The sequence below is a fragment of the Mycobacterium pseudokansasii genome (assembly GCF_900566075.1).
GTDB lineage: Bacteria > Actinomycetota > Actinomycetes > Mycobacteriales > Mycobacteriaceae > Mycobacterium > Mycobacterium pseudokansasii.
The window spans coordinates 1,868,244-1,885,447 of record NZ_UPHU01000001.1 but is presented as its reverse complement, the minus strand read 5'-3'; the positions used below and the strand labels follow the sequence as shown (position 1 = coordinate 1,885,447).

The window sequence follows — 17,204 nt, the reverse complement described above, 5'->3', positions numbered from 1 at the left end:
CGTACCGCGCCCGCGAATCACCTGCACTTGGCATGCTTGTGCGAGCATGAGCCAATGCCGCGTCAACCGAGCGACCCGGGCGAATTGAGCTTGTTTGCACGCTGGTCGATCGTGGTCGTCTCGCTGCTGGTGACCTCGACGTCGTTTCTGTTCATCAACGGCGTCGCCTTCCTGATCCCCCGCCTGGAAGCCGCGCGCGGAACCCCACTGACACAAGCGGGTCTGTTGGCGTCGATGCCCAGCTGGGGCATGGTGGTAACGCTGGTGGCCTGGGGTTACGTCCTGGACCGTGTGGGTGAGCGGATTGTGATGACCGTGGGCTCGGCTCTCACCGCCGCAGCCGCCTATGCCGCGGCGTCCGTGCACTCGCTGCCCCTGATGGGCATCTACCTGTTTTTGGGCGGCATGGCGGCCGCCAGCAGCAACAGTGCCGGCGGCCGGCTGGTATCGGGCTGGTTTCCACCGCATCAACGAGGACTGGCGATGGGGATCCGGCAGACCGCGCAACCGTTGGGAATCGCGCTGGGCGCGCTGGTCATACCGGAGCTGGCCGAACGAGGCGCCCATGCCGGACTGATGTTTCCCGCCGTCGCGTGCACCGTGGCTGCGGTGGCCAGCCTGCTCGGAGTAGCCAACGCGCCGCGCAAGTCCCGCAAAGTCGCCACCGACGAAGAGCTGGCCAGTCCATATCGGGGGTCATCGGTATTGTGGCGCATCCACGCGATGTCCGCGCTGCTGATGATGCCGCAGACGGTGACCGTGACGTTCATGTTGGTCTGGCTGATGAACCATCACGGTTGGTCGGTCGCGGCGGCCGGCGGTTTGGTGACCGTTTCGCAGCTGCTGGGTGCGCTGGGTCGTATCGCGGTCGGCCGCTGGTCGGACTACGTCGGCTCACGGATGCGGCCCGTCCGCATCATCGCCGTCGCCGCCGCGTCGGCCCTGTTCTTGTTGGCGCTTACCGACAACATCGGTTCGCGATATGCCGTGTTGCTCATGATCGCTATCTCGGTGATCGCGGTACTCGACAACGGGTTGGAGGCAACGGCGATCACCGAGTTCGCCGGACCCTATTGGAGCGGGCGCGCGCTGGGGACCCAGAACACCACGCAGCGCCTAATGGCGGCCGCCGGGCCCCCGCTGTTCGGTGCGCTTATCACGACGGCGGCCTATCCGCTGGCCTGGGCGCTGTGCGGGTTGTTCCCGCTGGCGGCGGTGCCGTTGGTGCCGACTCGCCTGTTGCCGCCCGGCTTGGAGACCCGAGCGCGGCGGCAATCGATTCGCCGGCATCGCTGGCGACAAGCCGTTCGCGCCCGCGAGCTGCCAACCAGGCCTCGGCTGGCGGGCTCGCCCGGGCCTGGCCGAGGTGGACAAACACCAACGCCACCGACGTGATCGCTCGGAGGAGGCGCATCGGCGAGGTTTACCGAAAAGCCGCCACGAGAACTACCAGTAGATGCAGACGACATCGACGCGCCGTTGGTCGCTGCTCGCAATCGCGCTCATCGCGACGTTGTGCGCCACCATCTTCATCAATGGCATTGCCTTCCTGATTCCCGCACTCAACGACGTGCGCGGCATCAGCCTGTCCGAAGCCGCCCTGCTGTCGGCGATGCCCAGCTTCGGCATGGTCTTTACGCTGATCGGCTGGGGATATGTGCTGGACCTGGTCGGCGAACGGATCGTGCTCACCGTGGGCTTGGCCCTCACCGCGGCCGCCGCCTATGGGGCATCCCTGGTGCCCCAGTCGATGCTCGCCGAGGGCGTTGCCCTGTTCGCCGGGGGTATGGCCGCGGCCAGCGCCAACACCGCCAGCGGGCGGCTGGTAACCGGCTGGTTTCCCGCGGAGCAGCGCGGCCTGGCGATGGGAATCCGGCAGACCGCGCAGCCGCTCGGAATCGCCTCGGCCGCACTCGTGCTCCCCGAGCTCGGTGAGCGCTCCATCTCGGTGGCGCTGTTGTTCCCGGCGACGGTGTGCGCATTGGCAGCAGTGCTTTGTGCAGTGTGGGTGCGCGACCCGTCGCGGCCGGCGCGGTCGGCCGCCGACCACAGCGAGTTGGCCAATCCCTATCGCGGCACGGCGGTGCTGTGGCGAATCCACCTCACATCCGCTCTGCTCATGGTCCCCCAGACGGTGGTCTTGACGTTCATGCTGGTCTGGCTGATCAAGAGCCACGGCTGGTCGATCACGGCCGCCGGCACGTTGATGAGCGTCTCGCAATTGCTGGGCGCGCTTGGCCGCATCGCCGCCGGGCGGTGGTCGGACCACGTCGGGTCCCGGATGCGGCCCATCCGGATGATTGCCGTTGCCGCCGCGCTGGTGATGATGTTGCTGGCGGTCGCCGATCACCTGCACTCGACTGTGGCGGTGGCGCTGATGGTCGTCGCGTCGGTGATCACGGTGCTCGACAACGGCTTGGCGTTCACCGCGATCCCCGAGGTGGCCGGGCGTTTCTGGAGCGGGCGCGCGATGGGCGCCCAGAACACCACCCAGCGACTCACCGCGGCAATCGGGCCCCCGGTATTCGGCGGGGTGATCGAGGCGTCGGGCTATCCGCTGGCCTTCGCGGTGTGCGGTTTGTTTCCGCTGCTGGCGTGGCCGATTGTGCCGCAGCACGCTCGCGCGCACGTCCGAGCGGCAAGCTAGAGCGCTGCGGCAATCCGGTCGCCGACGGCGGTGGTGGCCAGCCGTTCGTTGCCCCGAGTCGCCAGGTACTTCTCGACCGCCCGGTCTACCCGGTCGGCGGCGTTGACCTCGCCGACGTGGGCAAGCAGCAGCGCCACCGACATGATCGCCGCGGTCGGATCGGCGATGCCCTGACCGGCGATGTCGGGAGCGCTGCCATGCACCGGCTCGAACATCGACGGGTTCGTCCGGGTCGCGTCGATGTTTCCACTGGCGGCCAAGCCGATTCCGCCGCAGACCGCCGCTGCCAGGTCGGTGATGATGTCGCCGAACAAGTTGTCGGTGACGACGACGTCGAAACGACCTGGGTCGGTGATCATGTGGATGGTGGCCGCGTCGACGTGCTGATACGCCACCTCGACGTCGGGAAACTTCTCGCCGGTCTCCTGCACGGTCCGCCACCACAGGCTTCCGGCGAATGTCAGGACGTTGGTCTTGTGCACCAGCGTCAGATGCTTACGACGCCGCTGCGCCCGCTCGAACGCGTCGGCGACCACCCTGCGCGCGCCGAACGCGGTGTTCACGCTGACTTCGGTGGCCACCTCGTTGGGCGTGCCGACCCGAATCGCACCGCCGTTACCGGTGTAGGGCCCCTCGGTTCCCTCGCGCACCACCAGAAAATCGATGTCGGGGTTACCCGCCAGGGGGCTGCTCACTCCCGGGTAGAGCCGAGCCGGCCGCAGATTGATGTGGTGGTCCAGCTCGAAGCGCAGTCGCAGCAGCAAGCCGCGCTCCAGCACGCCGCTGGGCACCGACGGGTCCCCGATGGCCCCGAGCAGGATGGCGTCGTGCTCGCGGAGTTCGGCGAGCACCGTGTCCGGTAATAGCTCGCCGGTGGCGTGGAACCGCCTGGCGCCGAGGTCGTAGCCGGTCTTCTGCACGCCCGGCAGCACCGCGTCGAGGACTTTGACCGCTTCGGTCATCACCTCGGGACCGATGCCGTCACCTGCGATGATCGCGAGCTTCATTGACGCGCTCCTCCTCATCGCTTCGTCCCCCACAAGCGGGCGGTGCCCCCACTGCATCGTCGCCGGCGCGCTTCACGACAGGTCGACCACTTCGATCTTGTTGGCGCCGACTGCCGCCACCATCGCCGACCGGACATCGTCGGGCACAGCCTGATCCAGCCGCAGCAGGATCGTCGCGCGCGGACCCTCGACGTCCTCGGACAATTGAGCGGCATGGATGTTCACCCCGGCCGCGCCCAGCACGGTGCCGATCTTGCCCAGGGCTCCCGGCTGGTCGACGTAGTGGACGATCAAGTTGATCCCCTCGGCGCGCATGTCGAAGTGGCGGCCGTTGATCTGCACGATCTTCTGAGTCAGCTGCGGGCCGTACAGCGTGCCCGAGACATTCACGACGGAGCCGTCCGCGCCGACCGCACGGACGTCGACGACACTGCGGTGGTTGGGGCTTTCGGGGGCCTTGGTGATCTCGGCGGAGACCCCGCGCTCGGCGGCCAGCGCCGGGGCGTTGACAAAGGTCACCGGCTCGTCGATCACCGCCGAAAACAGCCCGCGCAACGCCGAAAGCCGCAGCACCTCAACCTCTTCGGAGGCAAGCTCACCTCGAACCTGTACCGACAACGACACCGGCGCGTCATCGGACAGCGCGGCGGCCAGCACTCCGAGCTTGCGCACTAGATCCAGCCAGGGCGCCACCTCTTCGCTGACCACTCCGGCGCCGACGTTGACCGCGTCGGGAACGAACTCCCCCGCCAGCGCCAGTCGAACGCTCTCGGCGACGTCAGTTCCGGCCCGGTCCTGGGCCTCGGCGGTGGACGCCCCGAGGTGCGGGGTGACGACCACCTGGGGCAGGTCGAACAACGGGCTGTCGGTGCACGGTTCGCTGGCGAACACGTCAAGACCGGCAGCGCGCACGTGGCCCCTGCTGACCGCGTCGGCCAGGGCCGCCTCGTCCACCAGGCCGCCGCGGGCGGCGTTGACGATGATGACGCCGGGCTTGGTCCTGGCCAGTGCTTCCTTGTCGATCAGACCTGCCGTCTCGGGCGTCTTGGGCAGGTGCACCGAGATGAAGTCGGCGCGGGCCAGCAGGTCGTCCAGGGGCAGCAGTTCGATGCCGAGCTGCGCAGCCCGGGCGGACGAGACGTAAGGGTCGTAGGCGACGACGTGGGCGTCGAAAGCGGCGACCCGCTGCGCGACCAACTGTCCGATGCGGCCCAATCCGACGACGCCGACGGTCTTTCCGAAGATCTCGGTGCCGGAGAACGAGGACCGTTTCCAGGTGCGCTCGCGCAGCGTGGCGTCGGCGGCCGGGATCTGCCGGGCCGCGGCCAGTAGCAGCGCGAGGGCGTGCTCTGCGGCGCTGTGGATGTTCGACGTCGGGGCGTTGACCACCAGCACACCGCGGGCGGTGGCGGCGTCTACGTCGACGTTGTCCAGCCCGACGCCGGCGCGTGCCACGATTTTCAGCCTGGGAGCCGCGGCCAGCACTTCGGCGTCCACGGTGGTGGCCGACCGTACCAGCAGCGCGTCGGCCTCGGGCACTGCGGCCAGCAGCTTCGCGCGGTCCGGACCGTCTACCCAGCGCACCTCCACCTGGTCTCCCAGGGCAGCGACCGTCGATTGGGCAAGTTTGTCGGCGATTAATACAACAGGCAAGTTCACCCGGACAGCGTAGCGGCGACCGCGAGCGCGGCGGAGCCGGGCGCTGCGGGTCGACGCCCACGGCCCAGCGGCGACCGCGAGCGCGGCGGAGCCGGGCGCTGCGGGTCGACGCCCACGGCCCAGCGGCGACCGCGAGCGCGGCGGAGCCGGGCGCTGCGGGTCGACGCCCACGGCCCGGTCGGTTGTAATCGGCGGGTGGACGTCACCGTCGTCGGCAGCGGGCCCAACGGGCTGGCTGCCGCCGTCATCTGCGCCCGAGCCGGCCTGGAAGTACAGGTACTCGAGGCCCAGCCGACGTTCGGGGGCGGCGCGCGCAGCGCGGCCGACGGTGAATATCCCGAGGTCATGCACGACGTGTGTTCAGCGGTTCATCCGCTGGCGCTGGCGTCGCCGTTTTTCGCCGAGTTCGACCTTTCCGCGCGCGGTGTGACACTGGCCGTACCGGAGATCTCGTATGCCAACCCGCTGCCGGGGCGGCCAGCGGCCATCGCCTACCGCGACCTGGCCCGCACCTGCGTCGAATTGGACGACGGTGCGTCCTGGCGACGGCTCCTCGGTCCGCTGGTGACGAATTCCGGTGCCGTCGTGGACCTTATGCTCGGCGACAAGCGTTCGGTGCCCACGTCGCTGGCGCCGACTATGCGCCTCGGATTGCGAATGCTGGCCCAGGGAACGCCCGCGTGGCGCTCCCTGGTTGGCGAAGATGCCCGAGCGCTGTTCACTGGCGTCGCGGCCCATGCCATTTCTCGGTTGCCGTCGCTGGTGTCGGCGGGTGCAGGGCTCATGCTGGCCACCCTCGCCCATTCGGTCGGCTGGCCCATCCCGGTGGGCGGCAGCCAGGTGATCGCCGACGCGCTGATCGCCGATCTGCGGGCACACGGCGGTGAGCTGACCGCAGGCGTCGAGATCACTTCTCCGCCCGGCGGTGTCGTGGTTTTCGATACGGCGCCCACGACGCTGCTGCACGTCTACCGCGACGCCCTTCCAGATCGGTACGCTAAAGCGTTGCGCCGGTACCGGTTTGGCTCCGGTGTGGCGAAAGTCGACTTCGTGCTCAGTGACGAGATTCCGTGGTCGGATTCCCGGCTCAGTCAGGCCCCGACGCTTCACCTCGGCGGCACCCGCGAGCAGATGGCGCGCGCCGAGGCGGAGGTCGCGGCCGGGCGCCACGCCGACTGGCCGATGGTGCTGGCGGCAAGCCCGCACCTGGCCGATCCCGGCCGAGTGGATGGCGTCGGCCGGCGTCCCTTCTGGACGTACGCCCACGTCCCTTCGGGCTCGACGGTCGATGCGACCGAGACGGTGACCCGGGTCGTCGAGCGGCTGGCACCTGGCTTCCGCGACGTCGTCGTCGCAGCACGTTCCGTGCCCGCCGCACGAATGGTCGAGCACAACGCTAACTATGTCGGTGGCGATATCTCCGTGGGTGCCAACTCCGTGTGGCGTGCGATCGCCGGACCCACACCACGCCTTAACCCTTGGCGCACACCGGTTCCCGGGGTGTACCTGTGTTCGGCGGCCACTCCGCCCGGCGCCGGGGTGCACGGCATGTCCGGTTATTACGCCGCACGCACCCTGCTGCGGCACGAATTCGGCTTTCGAGACGCCCCTGGACTGTCGCCGTGATCGCGTCCGACTACTGCTCCGAGGCGAAGGGAAGCGACGACTCACTCGCGAGGAACGCGGTGACTGTAGCCGTAGCACAGCTTGGCACTCGTCGACCGCCGGTTCACTAGTCACCGAGAATCGGACAACGACCCGGCGGAACCGCCGATTACTCCGCCAAGGAAGCGGCACACATTAGCAAGTTGTGATGCAGGTCCGCGACAAGGGGATGGCTCTAGCGGTGAAGGACGGTCGCTGGGTCACGATCGCCGAGTCGCAGTTCCCGCATGAAAGGCAAGGGCTGCAGGCCGTCAAGCAGAAGCTGCCCGACGCCGAGCCATTCCGCGCCTGGGCCAACTTCGAGTTCCGCGACAGCCGCGGCCGCTGGCATGAGGTCGACCTGCTGGTCCTGGCCCGCGACACGCTTTACCTGATTGAGCTGAAGCACTACCGGGGCATCTTGCGCGGCAATGACCACGTCTGGATGCGCACCGGGCATCGCGCCGAAGACTCCCCCTTATTACTCACTCGCCGTAAGGCTCAGTATTTTTCGTCGCTGCTCAAAGACGCGATTCGGCAACGCGGCGGCGAACAGGCGCGCGACCGCATCCCCTACGTACAAGAGCTGGTGTTCCTGCACAGCCCCGACTTCGAGTGCGACCTACCGCCGAGCTCGCGGATCAACCTCTACGGCCTGGACGGCCACACGAAAACCACCGGCCTGCCCGGCATCTCCGAGCGTCCGCTGGCCCCCGCCAGGCACGACCCGATCAGCGAGCGCGATAGCCAAGTCATCGCCGGCCTGATGAAGGCGATCGGCCTGGCACCACGGCGCCAGCGTGAAGTCGGGTCCTGGATCATCGACGAAAAGCCGCTGGCCGACGGCGACGGCTGGCAGGATTGGCCGGCCTTTCACCACGTCAACACCGAAGATCACGTTCGCATCCGCTTCTACCCCGCGGGGCAGGGCTCGACGAAAGCTGACGATCACGCCCGCAAGCAGGCCGTCACCCACGAGTACGCCCTGTTGTCGCGGCTGACCTACGACGGGCTGCAGGCCCCCAAGGACTTGGTCAGCGAGCCCGAGCTCGGCGTCGGCCTGGTCTTTCCTCAGCCCAAGGCCGACACCCCCTTGGATCTGTGGCTGGCCGACCATCAGGACAGCTTGACGCTGGAAAATCAGCTCGACCTGATCGCCCGGATCGCCGACATCATCCATTACGCACATCGCCACCGAGTAGTCCACCGTGGCCTCAACCCTCGTTCGGTCGCCACCGCTACAATCCCCGCGTGGGCGACAACCTTCGCGTCAACCCAGCCCAGTTGCGGGTGACCAGCACCGGCTGGCACGTGGAGGCTTTCGATCTCCACGCCGCGCCACCAGCGCTGGAACCGTCTGGCGGGTGGCCCACGGTGCTCGCCGCCGCTGACCGGCGCGGCCCAGGTCGCCACTGCCGACCTGCACCCTAAGATCGCCACCACCGCCGGGATGACCCAGGTCGCGGCGACCGGTTATGAAGCCACCGACTCCGATGCCGCGGACATGCTGAAATACGTGGTCACCACGATCCCCGGAACAGCCCGTAACGCGTGATCCCCACCCAGTCGGCGTTGCGCGGCTACACCGTGTCGCATCTGACCGAGAATGCCGCGCACTGGCGCGAGCTGGCGGGGCGCCGCCGCTCGGTGGTGGGCACGATCAAGAGCCAGGCCGACTCGCTGGACTGGCAGGGTCAGGGCGATGAGGCGATGAAGGCCGCGTTGGCCCGCCACGCCATCACCGCCGAACAGGAAGCCGAGCTGCTCGATACTGCAGCGGCCACCGCCGAGGACGGGGCCGCCGTGCTGCACCAGCAAAAGCACTCCATCTTCGCCACCGTCGAGCGGGCCAACCAGTCAGGGTTCGCGGTCGCCGAGGGCTGGACGGCCACCGACGCGATGTATGCGCCGGGCTCGATGGGCTGGTACGCCCGGCAGCCCACCGCCCAGGCCATCTGCGCCGATCTGCGTGTTCAGGTGACCCGTTTCACCGGCCAGGAGGTGCAGACCGCCACCGACGTGGCGCGCTCCGCCGGTGAGCTGGGCGGCGAAGGCGCGGTGCGCGGCCACATCCAGGCGGTCGCCGCCATCACCACCACCCACACGCCGAATCCGACGGTGCCGCCATCACCGCCAGCCCCCTCAGCATCGTCGCTGCTCGATGCCTTGACCGGCGCGAGCCCGCTGATACGGCACATATCACCGCAGGCCGCGGCCTCAGCAGCGGCACCAACGTGGCAAGCCCCACCAGCGGCCGGCGAGCTGGCGGGCATCGCGCCGCCGGTGCCGCTGCCGCCAGGTGCCGGCCCCCTGCCCGCCTTCGGCGGCAGCGTCGGAGCCGGGGCCGGCACCGGCGGCGGTTGGCTGTCCTCGCTGGCTGCCCGGCTGAGTTCGGGGATCGCCGCCATGGCCGCCCCGGTCAGCACGGGCGCGGTCTCGACGACGGCCGCCACCGCGATCAGCGCACCGGCCGCGGCTGCCGCGGCAACCCCGCTAACACACGTCCAGCCCCACCCGTCGCCGTCGACCGCCGAACCCGCAGCGACGCAGTTTGCCGATCCCGGGCAAGTGCGGCACGAGCACGCACCGCAACACCTGCCCTCCACCGATCCGCCGCAGACGCAATCCCCGCACGCGCACCAATCCCCGGCCGCGCAGGCATCGCCGCCTGCCCCCGCACCCGTCACACTCGACCCCGGTCCCGCCGGTACCGCGCCGTCTGCTACGACACCCGGGACTGGCAACGGCGGTGTCCACATGCTGGGCTTCGGCCCGCCAGGGCTAGCCTCGGCGCCGGCGGCACCATCTTTGCCCCCACCGCGTGACCCGACCCCGCCACCCATGCCGGTCGACCCTAAAGACATGAGCGCCGAGCAGGCGATCGCAGAATGGGCCGAAGTTAACGCTGAGATACGGGCGTGGAACGCCCGATGCGGCGTCGAAAACGTCGGGCCGCTGCCGCCGGCCCAATACAACGCCTGCATCGCCTCGCGCGGTCCTCTCCTCGAACGCCTAGGGTGTGTCTCCCGATTCTGTGGCCGCTACGCGGGCATGGATGACTGCGCAGGCCAGTAGGACGCCGCCGAGGTAGGTGAGGGCGTATTTGTCATAGCGGGTTGCGACGCCGCGCCACTGCTTGAGCCGGTTGAAGCCTCGCTCGACGGTGTTGCGCAGCCCGTAGAGGGCGGCGTCGAATGCGGGCGGGCGACCGCCTGCTGATCCTTTGGCCTTACGTCGAGCGATCTGGTCTTTGCGTTCAGGAATTGTGTGTTTGACTCTCCTGGAACGCAATTCAGCACGCGTGCTCGGATGTGAATAGGCCTTATCGGCGAGCAATCGGAAGTTGCGGCCCGACACGTCCTTTCCCTTGCCGGCTGCGGCGTAGTCGTCGAGCAGCCGCACCAACTGAGGGTTGTCTCCGGCCTGTCCGGCAGTCAAGCGGACCGCCACCGGGGCTTGCCGCTGATCGGTCAGAGCGTGAATTTTCGTAGTGAGCCCGCCGCGCGAGCGGCCGATCGCATGATCGTCGGGCTCATCGGCAGATTTCTTGTAATTCGACAGAGCCCCCTTTTGCCAGCGTGTCAGACCGTGCGCCCGCGCAATGTTGATGTGCCCGAACGTTTGTCGAATCCACCGACAGTAGCTTCTCGACGTCGGCGACCACCGCGGCGCCGAGCCCGAATACCGCCCTAACCTGAGCGAACATCGCGTCGTAGGTGCCGTCCAAAGACCATCGATGATGGCGCTTCCACACCGTTTGCCACGGCCCGAAATCGGCCGGCAGGTCCCGCCAGGGGCTGCCAGTGCGAAATCGCCATGCGATCCCTTCCAGTATCAACCGGTGATCACCGAACCTGCCGCCCCGCTTGCCCTCATCCGATGGCATCAGCGATTCGACAGCCGCCCAAAACTCATCAGAAATCACACCCATCCGCGTCATCAGCAAATCGTCGCCGGTCAACACCTATTAATTCGGGAGACACGCCCTAGCCTCGGGCTTTCACACTGAGTGATCTTGATTGCGTGTGTTGAACGAAGAAAGGTGCTCTGAGCTGGGATAATTTGGCTTGCTGAAGGACCAGATCATCGCAAGAATCGGAGCACCAATCTGGTGGGCAAGTCTAGGTCGTGTTACCCGTCGTTGGCGTTGGATGGTCGTGCAACCGGTGTCGTGTCGCATGCTGGTGCGGTTGTGCTGCTGCGTGCCGCCGAGCGGGTGAGGCTGACCGGGGCGTTGTCGGGCGCGTTGGCGCCGTGGCGTAAACCGCTGGCCAGCCACGACCCCGGCAAGATCGTGCTCGATGTGGCTATCGCGCTGGCGCTCGGTGGGGACTGCCTGGCTGATGTCGGCCTGCTGCGCGCCGAACCCGGGGTGTTCGGTACGGTCGCATCCGATCCCACCGTGTCGAGGTTGATCACTTCGTTGGCCGCAGATGCCCCGAAAGCGTTGGCGGCCATCGGCTCTGCGCGGGCCGCCGCACGTGCCGCGGCGTGGGCGGCTGCTGGACAGGCCTCGCCGGGTCATGGGATCGATGCCGATCACCCGTTGATCATCGATTTGGATGCGACCCTGGTCACCGCGCACTCGGAGAAGGAGAAAGCCGCACCAACATTCAAGCGTGGCTTTGGGTTTCACCCGTTGTGTGCGTTCGTCGATCACGGCAGTGCGGGAACGGGGGAGTCGCTGGCGATCTTGCTGCGGGCCGGCAATGCCGGCTCTAACACCGCCGCCGACCACAAAACGGTCCTCGCGTGCGCGCTGGAGCAATTGCCCTTTCAGGTCGGCTATCGGGTCGGCAAGAAAGTTCTGGTGCGCACCGACGCCGCCGGGGCCACCCACGAATTCCTCAACTACCTGAGCGCGCGCCGGCTGTCCTACTCGCTGGGATTTGCCCTCACCGAGACGATGGCCACCGGCATCGACGCGATTCCCCAGACGGCGTGGACCCCGGCCTACGACGCTGATGGGCAGGTCCGTGACGGGGCGTGGGTCACCGAGGCAACCGGGGTCGTTGACCTGTCGGACTGGCCCGCGGGGATGCGGCTGATCGTGCGCAAAGAACGCCCTCATCCGGGCGCCCAGCTACGTTTCACCGACCGCGACGGGTTACGGCTGACCGCGTTCGTCACCAACACCACCCGTGGGCAGCTGCCCGATCTCGAACTGCGCCATCGCCGCCGCGCCCGCTGCGAAGACCGCATCCGGGTCGCCAAAGACACCGGCCTGGCCAACCTCCCCCTGCACGGATTCGACCAAAACCGGATCTGGTGCGCATTGGTGCAGCTGGCCATGGAGCTGACCGCCTGGTGCCAAATGCTGGCCTTCGAGGAGCACCCGGCGCGGCGCTGGGAACCCAAACGACTACGGCTGCGGCTGTTTTCGATCGCCGGCCGCCTGGCCCGCCACGCCCGCCGAACCCGGCTGCGCCTCGCCGCGCACGCACCCTGGGCCGACGTGTTGACCACCGCGTTGGCCCGCCTGCAACCCGGCTGACCAACTACCCAACCGTCCCCACGACCCCAAGAAAGGACCACCCGGGCCCAAGGAACCCCGCAGAAGCCGCTGACCCGGGCCCACCACCGCACCCCCCAACCGAAAATCAAGATCCAAAACCACAATCCGACCCGATCAGGCCACCACGTCAACCCCACGAAACATCCGGGCTAGCCGCAATCCGGGCCCGCTTAAACGACTTAGGCATACCCATAGAAGGCGAACCCGCCCCAGGCCCCACGCAGCCGGGTACAGCCGGTTCCGAGCCCCCGCCGGGTGCGCCTTCAAGCCAAGAGCCAGTCCCTCCAGCACAGGAAACACCGCCATTCCCACCGCCTAACAGAATCAACGGAATCACCGATCATGGAGCAGGAAGGATCGCCGGACGCGACGGCGGTCATGGCGTCAGCGACAAGGCAATGCAAGATGCTGTTGCGAATCCTGTTGGGCCGCCCCGGTTTAAAGTGGACGAGCTTGGTAGAGGCGCTTACGTGTACGTTGGGAAAGACGCAACAGTGGTCCTAAACAAAGATGGCCAAGTGGTAACCGCCTGGGCGAACAGCCGGGCTGGATGGAGAAATCCGTGAGCAACGTTCTCGATGCTATTTCAGCGGAGCACCGTCCCGTGATCGCGCGAGAATTAGAGAATCGTAATCCCGCTCTCTTCGACGAGCTTCGGCGCACAGAGAAGCCGACCAACGAACAGAGCGACGCTGTTATCGACGTGCTTTCCGACGCCTTGATGAAGACCTTTGGACCTGATTGGGTTCCGAATGATTATGGGTTGAAAATCGAACGAGCAATTGACGCATATTTAGAGACGTGGCCGATATACCGGTAATCGCTTGACACCAACTGTTGCCAGCACCAGGTGCGTACCGGGCATCGGGAGCGCGGCCGGGCTGGTATCCGCGCGGGACTGAAGGAACTTAGGCAGGAACGCACATGACGTACGCAGCCAGGGATGAAACGACGCCCCCCAAACTGCCTGCACAGATGCGGTGGGTGGTGCTGGTGGACAAGCGTCAGCTCGCGGTGCTGCTGTTAGAGAACGAGGTACCGGTTGCTTCCGCGACGGACACGTTGGATGCCCGCGGTGATATCGACTACGAAAACCAGCCGGTCGACGCAGTGGAGCGGCTATGTCGGCGTTTGGCTGACCAGGCGGTGCGTCAGTGGGGCTTTATGCAGGGTCTCAAGCAGAAGCTCGGGCCAGGTGTCGACGTGCGGATGAAGCTGGTGGAGTGGAACCGGTGAGCTTTAATGCCCCGCCTGTGGGGGGGGTAGCCTACGGATTTGCGACCAACCTGGTACTGCTATGCCCCTACACCACCGGCTGCACCACCGCGGCGTCATCACCATCACCGGACCCGCTGACGCTTTCACCGTCACCGACAACTGCGGCCGACCGCTTAGCGCAGGATCGCGGGCGCGTCCGCCCAACCTTTCCCCGCCCGTCGTCGCGCCGTGCCCCGGGCCTACCGGCGAGCGCGCCGACTGGTGGTGGTACGACCTGACTTCGGTCACTTTTCCGGTTTGGGGTTGGCGCGACGCTTGGACCTGCTGTTTTGTGGTCGTTGGGGCCGGAATGTGTGCACTAACGGATGGGTTCGTCGGGTGCCGGAGTGGCCTATATGCGGACGGTGAGGACCAAGTCGGGGGCGACAGCGGTGCAGATTGTGTGGTCGTCGCGGCGCGGTGCACGCTCGATCGAGCATGTGGGTTCGGCTCATGACGCGGTGGAATTGCAAGCACTCAAGACGGCGGCCGTACGGCGGCTTACTGGAGGTCAGCAGACCCTCGACCTTGATGTCGGTGACACCGAAATATCCGGTGCCTCTTTGGAAATCGTCTCTTCGCGGATGGCGTTTTTGTGGAACAGCTTGTGCGCTGCGTATGTCCGGCTTGGCTTCGATCGGGCCGCTGGAGCCGATGAGGTGTTCCGGGATCTGGTGCTGGCCCGGATCATCGAGCCGACCAGTAAGGCCGACTCGCTGCGGGTACTGGCCGAGACCGGTATCGCCACGGTGTCCTACCGCACCCTGACCCGGCACCTGCCGCGGTTCGCCACAGCGGCTTTCGGCCGGGCGTTGTCCAAGGCGTGCGCGGTTCAGGCGGCGTTGGGGCCGGCGTCGTTGGTGCTCTACGACGTCTCGACGCTGTACTTCGAGACCGATAAGGCCGACGGATTCCGCGAGCCCGGATTCTCCAAAGAACGTCGGCTCGAACCGCAGATCACCATCGGCCTGCTCACCGATGCGACTGGATTTCCATTGGCAGTACACGCATTTGAAGGCGACAAGGGTGAAACCAAGACGATGCTGCCCGTCATCAACGCCTTCAAGAAGGCCCACCAACTCACCGATGTCACAGTGGTCGCTGATGCCGGCATGATCTCCGAGGACAACCAGAAAGCGATCTACGCCGCCGGGCTGACCTTCATCCTCGGCTCCAGGATCCCGTTCCTGCCCGGCGTCATACGCGAATGGCGCGACAAGCATCCCGGCGAGGACATCCCTGACGGGCACATCTTCACCCAGGCCTGGCCGGCCAGCAGCAAGGAGAAGGCCCGCGGGATCCCCGACCGGGTCATCTTCTACCAGTACCGTGCTGACCGGGCCCGGCGCACCCTGCGTGGTATCGATGAGCAGGTAGCCAAAGCCCAGGCCGCCGTCGACGGGAAGGCCCCCCTCAAACGCAACCGGTTCATCACCGTGACCGGCGAGAACCGGTCGGTGAACCGGGAGTTAGAAGCCAAAGCCCGCGAGTTGGCCGGGATCAAGGGCTACACCACCAACCTGACCGGCCAGACCGCAGACTTCGTCATCGATGCGTATCACCAGTTGTGGCGGATCGAGAAGGCGTTCCGGATGTCCAAGCACGACCTGGCCGCCCGCCCGATCTACCACCACAAACGCGAGTCCATCGAGGCCCACCTAAACATCGTGTTCGCCGCGCTCGCAGTCAGCCACTGGATCGAACACCAAACCGGTTGGAGTATCCGGCAATTCGTGCGCACCACACGCCGATACCGCACCGTGGACATCCGAGCCGGCCAACACACCCTCACCGCCGCCGATCCACTGCCCGCCGACCTACGCGACGCCCTCGCCCAAATCAGCGGAGCCGACCTACGCACTAAATGACCGAAGTCAGGTTAGAGAACGAGGTACCGGTTGCTTCCGCGACGGACACGTTGGATGCCCGCGGTGATATCGACTACGAAAACCAGCCGGTCGACGCAGTGGAGCGGCTATGTCGGCGTTTGGCTGACCAGGCGGTGCGTCAGTGGGGCTTTATGCAGGGTCTCAAGCAGAAGCTCGGGCCAGGTGTCGACGTGCGGATGAAGCTGGTGGAGTGGAACCGGTGAGCTTTAATGCCCCGCCTGTGGGGGGGGGTAGCCTACGGATTTGCGACCAACCTGGTACTGCTATGCCCCTACACCACCGGCTGCACCACCGCGGCGTCATCACCATCACCGGACCCGCTGACGCTTTCACCGTCACCGACAACTGCGGCCGACCGCTTAGCGCAGGATCGCGGGCGCGTCCGCCCAACCTTTCCCCGCCCGTCGTCGCGCCGTGCCCCGGGCCTACCGGCGAGCGCGCCGACTGGTGGTGGTACGAGCCCTTCCAGCCCCAACCACCACCAGACAACTAGCCTGATCAACAGCATCGACGCTGAGACTGGTTGGGGCATAAATGATTTCGTTGGCCCTACCCACCGCTAAGGTATCGCGATAACCACGGCCGACAACCCTGTCGCGTGCCAGACGCCGTCGGCACCCATCAGGCATGTCGGGCTTGCGCCAGTACCGAGGTGACTCACGAATTTGGACTTGCCCGCGAAGCCAAGCGGCCAAGTTCTCTAACTCCGCTTCGATCCGGATGAGCTTCGCTAGAGCCGAAGTATCCACCAGCGCAATCGCCGCCCGCGGGCGCACGCCCTCTTGCCGGAGACGCCCTGCCGTCGCGGATCAACGCATCTAGCGGAACCGGAGCCGCGGAATTCTTCACCGCGCTTCGTTGTCCGAACCAATTCCTTCGACCTCCCCCGGCTGAGCACGCGCAACTCACAGCCACGCCTAAGCTGAGCCCATGACGAAACTTGCGGTCATCTTCTACTCAGCTACCGGCCACGGCACGACGATGGCGCAGCGCGTCGCCGCGGCGGCCGAGGCTGCCGGCGCCGAAGTCCGGGTCCGGCCCGTAGCCGAGACCCGCGACCCCGCATCGTTTGCGCACAATCCCGCGTGGACAGCGAATTACGAAGCGACCAAAGATCTTCCGGCGGCCATCGGTGAAGACATCGTCTGGGCCGACGCGGTGATTTTCGGTTCACCCACCCGTTTCGGCTGCGTCGCAGCGCAATTGCGGGATTTCCTCGACTCGTTGGGCGGGCTGTGGGCCGAGGGCAAACTCGCCGACAAGGTGTATGCGGCGTTCACGTCGAGCAACACCTTGCACGGCGGCCAGGAGACCACCCTGCTCACCTTGTACGTCACGCTGATGCATTTCGGTGGCATCATCGTGCCGCCGGGATACACCGACCCGCTGAAATTCGTGGACGGCAACCCCTACGGCGCAAGCCTGGTCTCCACACACGACAACATCCACGAACTCGACGAGCCCACGGTCAACGCCTTAGACCACCTGGCGCGCAGGGTGGTTGAGGTGGCGGGGCGCCTCACCTCTTAGCGCGAGCAGCTGTCCGGGGGGCGTCGCCCCCCGGACAGCTGCTCGGCAGAGACGGC

Annotated in this window: 13 protein-coding genes and 4 pseudogenes; 13 read left to right on the top strand and 4 right to left on the bottom strand. The window is 66.7% G+C overall.

The window, feature by feature from the left end; translation table 11 throughout:
* Nucleotides 1-54: 54 nt before the first annotated feature.
* Both EET10_RS08690 and EET10_RS08685 read left to right on the top strand, forming a co-directional pair.
* Nucleotides 55-1,395: an MFS transporter gene (locus EET10_RS08690; RefSeq protein ID WP_036406047.1), complete on the top strand. Its 1,341-nt coding sequence runs from the start codon at nucleotides 55-57 to the stop codon at nucleotides 1,393-1,395.
* Between the two features lie 61 nt (nucleotides 1,396-1,456).
* Nucleotides 1,457-2,647 (top strand): MFS transporter, encoded by a 1,191-nt coding sequence (locus tag EET10_RS08685; protein WP_063468292.1) that lies wholly within the window; start codon nucleotides 1,457-1,459, stop codon nucleotides 2,645-2,647.
* Here the strand turns inward: EET10_RS08685 and EET10_RS08680 are convergent.
* From EET10_RS08680 to serA, 3 genes and pseudogenes are all read right to left on the bottom strand, one after another.
* On the bottom strand, nucleotides 2,644-3,654 hold the full coding sequence (locus EET10_RS08680) for a 3-isopropylmalate dehydrogenase (RefSeq protein ID WP_036406049.1): 1,011 nt from the start codon (nucleotides 3,652-3,654) through the stop codon (nucleotides 2,644-2,646). The genes EET10_RS08685 and EET10_RS08680 overlap by 4 nt on opposite strands.
* A pseudogene (locus EET10_RS32210) lies at nucleotides 3,629-3,724 on the bottom strand (hypothetical protein); the annotation flags it as partial. The gene EET10_RS08680 and the pseudogene EET10_RS32210, both read right to left, overlap by 26 nt.
* A 2-nt stretch (nucleotides 3,725-3,726) precedes the next feature.
* Nucleotides 3,727-5,313: a phosphoglycerate dehydrogenase gene (gene serA / locus EET10_RS08675; protein WP_122502058.1), complete on the bottom strand. Its 1,587-nt coding sequence runs from the start codon at nucleotides 5,311-5,313 to the stop codon at nucleotides 3,727-3,729.
* Between the two features lie 195 nt (nucleotides 5,314-5,508).
* Here serA and EET10_RS08670 point away from each other — a divergent pair, with 195 nt between their 5' ends.
* The 3 genes from EET10_RS08670 to EET10_RS08655 all read left to right on the top strand — a co-directional run bounded on the left by EET10_RS08670 (nucleotide 5,509) and on the right by EET10_RS08655 (nucleotide 10,032).
* On the top strand, nucleotides 5,509-6,939 hold the full coding sequence (locus EET10_RS08670) for a phytoene desaturase family protein (protein WP_063466807.1): 1,431 nt from the start codon (nucleotides 5,509-5,511) through the stop codon (nucleotides 6,937-6,939).
* Between the two features lie 187 nt (nucleotides 6,940-7,126).
* On the top strand, nucleotides 7,127-8,251 hold the full coding sequence (locus tag EET10_RS08665) for an NERD domain-containing protein (protein ID WP_246013620.1): 1,125 nt from the start codon (nucleotides 7,127-7,129) through the stop codon (nucleotides 8,249-8,251).
* A gap of 257 nt (nucleotides 8,252-8,508) precedes the next feature.
* A complete protein-coding gene (locus tag EET10_RS08655) occupies nucleotides 8,509-10,032 on the top strand; it encodes a hypothetical protein (RefSeq protein WP_246013619.1) in 1,524 nt (507 codons plus the stop codon).
* Here the strand turns inward: EET10_RS08655 and EET10_RS08650 are convergent.
* Nucleotides 9,970-10,897: pseudogene (locus EET10_RS08650) on the bottom strand (IS5 family transposase). The gene EET10_RS08655 and the pseudogene EET10_RS08650 overlap by 63 nt on opposite strands.
* A 171-nt stretch (nucleotides 10,898-11,068) precedes the next feature.
* Between EET10_RS08650 and EET10_RS08645 the strand changes: the two are divergent.
* The 8 genes and pseudogenes from EET10_RS08645 (at nucleotide 11,069) to wrbA (ending at nucleotide 17,148) form a co-directional block, all read left to right on the top strand.
* Nucleotides 11,069-12,451 carry an IS1380 family transposase gene (locus EET10_RS08645; protein WP_036400547.1) on the top strand — a complete coding sequence of 461 codons (1,383 nt, stop codon included), beginning with the start codon at nucleotides 11,069-11,071 and terminating at the stop codon, nucleotides 12,449-12,451.
* A 583-nt stretch (nucleotides 12,452-13,034) separates the two neighbouring features.
* Complete coding sequence (locus tag EET10_RS08635; protein WP_099188461.1) at nucleotides 13,035-13,292, top strand: hypothetical protein; 258 nt, start codon at nucleotides 13,035-13,037, stop codon at nucleotides 13,290-13,292.
* 104 nt (nucleotides 13,293-13,396) lie between these two features.
* Nucleotides 13,397-13,708, top strand: coding sequence for a hypothetical protein (locus tag EET10_RS08630; protein WP_036406814.1), 312 nt, complete (start codon nucleotides 13,397-13,399; stop codon nucleotides 13,706-13,708).
* A 47-nt stretch (nucleotides 13,709-13,755) separates the two neighbouring features.
* A pseudogene (locus EET10_RS32205) lies at nucleotides 13,756-13,964 on the top strand (hypothetical protein); the annotation flags it as partial.
* A gap of 112 nt (nucleotides 13,965-14,076) precedes the next feature.
* Complete coding sequence (locus EET10_RS08620) at nucleotides 14,077-15,597, top strand: IS1634 family transposase (RefSeq protein ID WP_425461686.1); 1,521 nt, start codon at nucleotides 14,077-14,079, stop codon at nucleotides 15,595-15,597.
* Nucleotides 15,594-15,821 carry a hypothetical protein gene (locus tag EET10_RS08615; protein ID WP_122447194.1) on the top strand — a complete coding sequence of 76 codons (228 nt, stop codon included), beginning with the start codon at nucleotides 15,594-15,596 and terminating at the stop codon, nucleotides 15,819-15,821. The genes EET10_RS08620 and EET10_RS08615 overlap by 4 nt, the downstream gene beginning before the upstream one ends.
* Before the next feature lie 48 nt (nucleotides 15,822-15,869).
* Nucleotides 15,870-16,111 (top strand): annotated as a pseudogene (locus tag EET10_RS30690) (hypothetical protein); the annotation flags it as partial.
* Between the two features lie 437 nt (nucleotides 16,112-16,548).
* Entirely contained in the window at nucleotides 16,549-17,148 is a 600-nt protein-coding gene (gene wrbA, locus EET10_RS08605; RefSeq protein WP_036406812.1) for an NAD(P)H:quinone oxidoreductase, read from the top strand.
* Nucleotides 17,149-17,204: the final 56 nt, after the last annotated feature.